The following is a 6,884-nucleotide window of genomic DNA, read 5'->3' as shown; positions in this document are numbered from 1 at the left end:
TTTAACCGATTCCGCTCCTTTACCTTTAAAGTCATCAAAAGAAATGATATCTTCTACTGACTTATAAAGTGCTTCTAGTTGTTCTTTCATCTGTTCATAATGCATCATCCGTTCTTTCATAGTCCCAAGCAATGAGGATGCATCTAATACTTTATCCATCGGATTCCTCTCTTCTTTGATTTATTATTTTTGTTGAATTAGCGTCATTAAATACTCAATCGATGTATATGAAAAGTATCTTATTAATAACATAAATTAACCTATTATCATCACTAACCTTTCCGTTGACTCCTGAACCACCATTAAAACGCTCTTTAATTGTTTTATTCAGGATTCTTTTTAGGGGTTATTTTATATTGTAATGCCCATGAAAATATTTTAGATCATCATGAACGACATATTTTATAAAATTTCATACTTGCATTTGATTATCTCCATTATTTTAAAATTCGACATAAAACAGGAAAATCCTTTTTATTTTCCACTTAATTATAAGTAACAAACGTTCGTGTTATTATAAAACAAAACGATGGTCATCCGTGTGATATTCCTACCTAAAAGATCAATTTAGAAAATGAGAAGATAGTTATTTTCTACATAGATAAGGACAATAAAATTACTAAGCGTTTCATTAAAGTTTTGAGTATAGATAACACTAATTTATGACTTCATTGAAGATAATCGTAATGGATTTATTTTTAAGGAGAATCATAGGATCGGACATGAGCTATCGAATAAACAAAGAATTGACAATTGCCGCTTTGAAGAGGGCTATTAATAAACAGCAAGAAGGACTCATTCATCATTTTAATCATGGTAATCAGAACGCAACGATTGGTTATCAGGTTTTTTTACGGACTATGAAATTACTACAAATATAAACAGGAAGAGAAACAGTTATGACAACACCTATACCGAAAGACAATTGAAAGTCAAAGTAAGAGTCTGAACATATTTTGTAAAGCCGTCACTTATTAATGGTGGGATTTTTTTATCTACGTAAGCGTCAAAAGTGTTACCAAAATTATAAATGTCAACATAAGAATATATATTCTTATGTTGACATTTATAACCTTCACTGATGTTGTTCATTTCTACTTTCTTGATTATAGGTTTCGTTTTCTTCCTCACATATACTTTACTGTTGGGAGCTTCATAAATTTCATATCCACTGGGAACTTCATCTGCACTAGTTCATGCATCTAGCTTTTTGAAAAATGAAAAGTTTTGTTTCCCCTTTTAGTCACCCTTTCATGCAAATAATACATATCATCTCGAAAGTTTTTATATATCAAAGCCATGTAATCCTCCTCTTCTTTTTAAAAAACATTCATATTTACGGAGTTACAGTGAGTTTGGTTAATCTACAATGACAGGCATGCGTTAAACATTTCTATGTTACCGCTGGATTAAGCATCACCGTCTAAAAACACATCTCCTAATAGAGACAACTCAAAATATAAAATAAAATTATCTAATGAAAATAATTTAGATAAACAGGTTAAAATATTTTATTTCGTAAATCACTTTTTTTAAAATCATACGTTCATTCCAAATTACTATAGAACTATAAGTAATATTGATAATATGGCAGGAAGATGATTTAAAGAAAATTGATGGGAATCATGCATATTAAAATGCGATCTACTTGATACTTTCCATTAATCATTTATAGTAAACGAAAGCCAAATAAAAGGGAGGAACAGCTTTCGGCTTACTATCCGGGATCAGGAGCATTCAATACCACAAAATGTATTCAAGTCCATTGTTCTCGGTTGGGGAAAGTAATTTTTAAATTGGAATTTCACAAGCAACAAACAGGATATTCATATTTATTTTGCAGATCGTGATACACCATCTTAGAGAGATCTACATGAGCGCTCCAATCGGCTTGGATTGCCTAAGGTAATGGACTTCCATTCTGTGTCACAAGCGTATATTTCCAAAGCTGCATGTAAACGAAACAACATACCAAGGAAATCCGTAAACTATCAAACGTGAATTGAGTGTTTCGTGAATTATGTTGGTGAAGATTTTGACGTAAATATGTTGTCTCGCTTAATTTGACAAAGGAAAGAAGAAAAGTTTCCATTTTGATTTTTCTTCTCATTCTATTTAGAAACTTTCCCTAATCAATTCATTCGTTTCATTTAAAACATTTCTCTACCAAATACGGTTGCATGTACCTCAAAAATCCGTTAAATGGAATGAACGCCCACACTTACATCAGCTCATAGAAAGATTCCTTACCTAGATGTTGCACATATTCCCTGACTAACTCTTTTAAGTCTTCAGAGCAATCTAACGTAATCCAGTCATCTATGCCACCTAAATAACAAAATCTTTCCACTTCAAAAAAACGATCCGCTTTGTCTACTAAAACAAATCGTAATTTGGTTTCATAATGTTTGTATTTGCTCCCCAAACTAAGAGGTATCGGTAAATCTTGAAAACTATCTTCAATTGTATAAACATAGATGACATTCTTTTTACTATCTAATTTATAATCATCAACCGTACAATGTTTTTTCATACCTTCCCTGATAATGTTAATTTCTTCTTGCTTGATTATTGGTTTCGTTTGCTTTCTCACATATACTTTACCATTCGGCTCTTCATAAATTTCATATCCACTAGGGATTTCACCTGCACTAGTCGATGCATCTAGTCTCTTTGAAAAATGAAAAGTTTTGTTTCCCTTTTTAGTCAGTCTTTCATGCAAATAATACGTATCACCTCGAAAGTTTCTATATATTAAAGCCATATAATCCATCCTCTTTTTTTAGTATAGTTGAACTTTACTATGTTACTATGAACTTACCTATCATTATCCGAGTCAAACACGTTAGACTAGACACATTTAAAACATAGACAGCTATCAAAACACTAATTCCACAACATTCTAATTGAAGCATAATTACGATATTTTTATTTCTGAATCGTAAATAATAGTTTCTTTTCAACAAGAGAATTTAACGCTTTTCTAGCTGTATTAGCAGATATACTAAGATTTTGAGACATTTTTTGCATTTGTAGACGTATCAAAGAATGTATACAACCAAACCTTTCTTTCTTAAATCAATTCGCATCAAGCTAATCCTTTTTCAACTAAAGACTCTAGATTCGTCAAATTTTTATTGATCTATTGCATGCATCAATAAAATATAGGATCCTGTCTCCAACTTAGGAGTATATCCCCTCAAACCAATCTATTGATGATTTACTTACAATAAGATTCACCTTTTCCCAAACAGCACTTTTTGAACTTCTTGCCACTACCACATGGACATGGATCGTTTCTTCCAACTTTCTGCTTTGTTTTCATATCAATAACATTAGACTCGCCAAACTTAAATGCCTTGTCTGGTAGTGGGTTTAGATTTGGCTTTTCATATTTTTCAAAAATTTCCCGAGGTGTATGCCCGTTATTTTCCCAGATTCTAATGTTATTGGAAAGCTCTATAATTAATTGAGCCACTTCATTCATTTGTTCCATATCTTCAAAGTGAATATTGTGATGATCAAACTCAGCTAATATCTGCTGCATATCTGCCCCAACATGACACAACCCTTGAATATCTTCACAGAGCCATTCCGCTTTCTCATCCTTTTCCGTGAAAAAGTGTTCTTGTACATATTGAAGGAGAGCCTTATATTCTTTCGTCTTTTCAAAATAACTTTGATCAGCATATTTAAGAAGTTCCCTTTTCTTTGGAACATAGTAAGGCTTGTCACTTTTCTTTCTAAGCATCAAATCAAACTCATGAAATTCAATAATTGCCTCATGCACGAAATAATTTTGATGAATTTCAATAAAATTATCGCTCAATTCTTGTGACTGATTAATAAGAAGCTCTTCGATATCATTAAGACTGACTCTGTTTTCATTCTGGCTATTGTAGATTTCACAAGTTTTATCCTTATCTACTATGCCGTACAGATTTGTCAAAGCGACGATGTACTGCATTAACTGGTTCATTAGATCAACTCCATACTGTGTATTTTTTGCATATTTATTGATAACAATTCGTCTTATAAAAAAGACTACTTCAGCATTATTTTACTAATTCTACATTCGCTATGTCTAGATCTACTTATTACAATTAATTCAATTTTGCAAAGTGGAACACTAATCGGAATTACAATCGGAGATGCTAAAATGTTGGAACGAGCTGCCGACATATTAAATACTGATATTACTGTAAAAAAAGTTAATTTAGATGCTGAATTTTCAACAGTGTTTGGTAAAATTGCATGTGTTGATTTAGACTTGCTTCCAGTAGACCTTCCATTTGGTCAAATATCTGCGGAGGCTGGAGATGCAGCATTTCAATATTTAAAAACAGCAATTGAGCTTGCAAATAACGCTAAAATTGATGCAATTTGTACTGCTCCATTGAATAAAGAGGCATTACACAAAGGAGGACACATTTATCCTGGTCATACAGAAATTTTAGCGGAATTAGAGTGTTAGTATCTGCGTAAGCGTCAAATAATCCCCACATTTCCTTGTACCTTAATCCATGCGATAATCTCCTTAAGAAATAATTTAAGGAGGTATTACGTTGACCTTAAAACAAAAACGAATAGAATGGGAATCTCGTATTGAGGCTTGGAAAGAAAGCGGTCAAAGTGTTTCACAGTGGTGCCAGGAACATGATTTAAAAAGTCATCAAATGTATTACTGGATTCAAAGATTGGAACACAAAGAACGACAAGGAAATGATTCGAATACCGGTACCCAATGGCTAACTCTACAAATTGAAGATGATCAGGCAGCGTTGGCAAAAGGATCTATTATCATTCACCTTGGTCCAACTTCTATAGAGATACAGCCAGGTGCTGATATTAAATTATTATCAGAAGTTGTAAGTGTACTTCAGAACCAATGTTAAGTGATAAACAGTTTGATTCTGTTTACTTAGCACAGAGCAGTACAGATCTTCGAAAATCAATTGATGGTTTAGCTGTTATTGTAAAGGAATGTTTTGATCTTGATCCATTCTCCCCTTGCTTATTTGTATTTTGTAATCGGAAACGGGATAAGTTAAAAATTTTCCAATGGGAAAACAATGGATTTTGGCTTCATTACCGACGGTTGGAACGTGGAACGTTCCATTGGCCATCCGATAAAGATGAAGCCCCTTTGCATATTAGTCATCGCCAGCTTCGCTGGCTGTTAGATGGATTGTCTATCCAACAAAAACAAGCACACCCAGAGGTAAAGGCACGTACCATTCTATAAGATAATTTATCTATTAAAATAGGGAGAATTCGACTAGTCAAATCGGGTTCTTTCTCGTATACTTAATTTATGGAAAAAACAGTGGCGAACAACAACGGGCATACAATTGAATATTATAAAGAGCGCAATCAAGAGTTAGAAGCAAAACTAAAATGGTATGAGGAGCAATTTCGTTTACTTCAAAAACAGAAATATGGTGCTTCTAGCGAAAAAACCAATGATAATCAAATGATTCTTCCATTGTTTAATGAGGCGGAAGATACAGCTGATTTAAACATTGAAGAGCCTGCGCTTGATACGATTACATATCAACGCAAGAAGTCTCGAAAAACTAGAGATGACTTGATGGAAAACCTGCCAGTGGAGACGATAGAATATAAACTATCTCCCGAGGAACAGGTTTGTTCGTGTTGTGGTAATGAAACGCATAAAATGAGTGAAGAGGTTCGAAAAGAACTCCAAGTGATACCAGCTCAAGTTAAAGTAGTGAAGCATGTTCGTCATGTGTATGCTTGTCGTCAATGTGAAAAAGAAGGAATAGAAACGCCCATCGTGACAGCGAAAATGCCATCACCTGTTTTCCCAAAAAGCTATGCTTCACCTTCTATTGTCGCTTATATTATGAATCAAAAATATGCCGAAGGCTTACCTTTATATCGACAGGAAAGCCAATAAAAATATCTCGATATTAACCTTTCTCGCCAAACACTAGCCAATTGGATGGTAGAGGGTGCTAACCGCTGGTTATCCAAAATATATGACCGTATGAAATATCATCTATTGCAAGAAGATATTCTACATGCAGATGAAACGACGGCTCAAGTATTACGTGAACCAGGCCGACCAGCTGATTCAAAATCATATATGTGGCTCTATCGTAATGGACGTGACCGACCACCGAATATCCTATTTGAATACCAACGAACACGGGCAAGTAAGCATCCGAAAAGGTTTCTATCGGAATTCAAGGGATACCTACATGTCGATGGATACGGTGGATACGAGAGTCTTCCTAATGTCACCTTGTCCGGTTGTTGGAGTCATGCAAGGCGAAAGTTTGATGAGGCATTAAAGTCCTTGCCAAAGGGGGCGGACAAATCAAAGGTTACTGCAACCGAAGGGTTGGAATATTGTAACCAATTGTTTGCGATTGAACGCCAATGTCTGTCTAAGTCTCCAGAAGAACGCTATGAAATACGAAGAGAACGAAGCCAACCACTTTTGGGGGCCTTTTCAACATGGCTAAAAACGCAAACACCAAAGGTCTTACCTAAAAGTGGCCTCGGAAAAGCAATTAAATATTGTCGAAACCAATGGCATAAGTTAATTGTGTTTTTGGAGGATGGTCGATTAGAAATAGATAATAACCGAAGTGAGCGCTCTATAAAGCCCTTTGTCATTGGAAGAAAAAATTTCTTATTTAGTAATACACCAAAAGGTGCTGAGTCGAGTGCTATTATTTATAGTATCGTAGAAACTGCAAAGGAGAATGGGCTGAGCCCATTTGAATATTTGAAGTATCTGTTTGAACAGTTGCCAAACATCGATACGGCAAACGTAGAAATGTAAGCGTCAAATAGCCCACACCTATCATTCAGGTCTGGGCTCATGCTATGATTGGGTTACTTCTTACTTGGTA

Annotated in this window: 6 protein-coding genes and 2 pseudogenes; 5 read left to right on the top strand and 3 right to left on the bottom strand. The window is 34.5% G+C overall.

Going from position 1 to position 6,884, the window contains the following annotated elements:
- Window positions 1–159 (bottom strand): T7SS effector LXG polymorphic toxin (locus ACH6CY_RS15355; RefSeq protein WP_374068189.1); only part of this gene is annotated, 159 nt, incomplete at its 3' end.
- Between the two features lie 563 nt (window positions 160–722).
- On the opposite strand from ACH6CY_RS15355, the gene ACH6CY_RS15350 reads away from it, so the two are divergent.
- A complete protein-coding gene (locus ACH6CY_RS15350; RefSeq protein ID WP_374068188.1) occupies window positions 723–881 on the top strand; it encodes a hypothetical protein in 159 nt (52 codons plus the stop codon).
- A 1,340-nt stretch (window positions 882–2,221) separates the two neighbouring features.
- Here the strand turns inward: ACH6CY_RS15350 and ACH6CY_RS15345 are convergent.
- The gene (locus ACH6CY_RS15345; protein ID WP_374068187.1) at window positions 2,222–2,764 is read right to left on the bottom strand and encodes a hypothetical protein; all 543 of its coding nucleotides are present in this window, start codon (window positions 2,762–2,764) and stop codon (window positions 2,222–2,224) included.
- A 456-nt stretch (window positions 2,765–3,220) separates the two neighbouring features.
- Window positions 3,221–3,979, bottom strand: coding sequence for a YecA family protein (locus ACH6CY_RS15340; protein ID WP_374068186.1), 759 nt, complete (start codon window positions 3,977–3,979; stop codon window positions 3,221–3,223).
- 159 nt (window positions 3,980–4,138) lie between these two features.
- Between ACH6CY_RS15340 and ACH6CY_RS15335 the strand changes: the two are divergent.
- The 4 genes and pseudogenes from ACH6CY_RS15335 to tnpC all read left to right on the top strand — a co-directional run.
- Window positions 4,139–4,465, top strand: a pseudogene (locus tag ACH6CY_RS15335) (4-hydroxythreonine-4-phosphate dehydrogenase PdxA); the annotation flags it as partial.
- A 100-nt stretch (window positions 4,466–4,565) separates the two neighbouring features.
- Complete coding sequence (tnpA, locus tag ACH6CY_RS15330; protein ID WP_374068185.1) at window positions 4,566–4,895, top strand: IS66 family insertion sequence element accessory protein TnpA; 330 nt, start codon at window positions 4,566–4,568, stop codon at window positions 4,893–4,895.
- Complete coding sequence (gene tnpB / locus ACH6CY_RS15325; protein ID WP_374068184.1) at window positions 4,889–5,245, top strand: IS66 family insertion sequence element accessory protein TnpB; 357 nt, start codon at window positions 4,889–4,891, stop codon at window positions 5,243–5,245. The genes tnpA and tnpB overlap by 7 nt, the downstream gene beginning before the upstream one ends.
- A gap of 69 nt (window positions 5,246–5,314) precedes the next feature.
- A pseudogene (tnpC, locus tag ACH6CY_RS15320) lies at window positions 5,315–6,814 on the top strand (IS66 family transposase).
- The last annotated feature ends 70 nt before the right edge of the window (window positions 6,815–6,884 follow it).

The organism is Paraliobacillus sp. JSM ZJ581 (assembly GCF_044383835.1).
Taxonomy (GTDB): domain Bacteria; phylum Bacillota; class Bacilli; order Bacillales; family Amphibacillaceae; genus Paraliobacillus.
This window is presented reverse-complemented; position numbering and strand designations above follow the sequence as displayed.

Bases quoted from the DNA above. Each gene is read 5' to 3' on its own strand.
- tnpB (WP_374068184.1), top strand. From the start codon at position 4,889: ATGTTAAGTGATAAACAGTTTGATTCTGTTTACTTAGCACAGAGCAGT.
- ACH6CY_RS15345 (WP_374068187.1), bottom strand. From the start codon at position 2,764: ATGGCTTTAATATATAGAAACTTTCGAGGTGATACGTATTATTTGCAT.
- ACH6CY_RS15340 (WP_374068186.1), bottom strand. From the start codon at position 3,979: ATGAACCAGTTAATGCAGTACATCGTCGCTTTGACAAATCTGTACGGC.
- ACH6CY_RS15350 (WP_374068188.1), top strand. From the start codon at position 723: ATGAGCTATCGAATAAACAAAGAATTGACAATTGCCGCTTTGAAGAGG.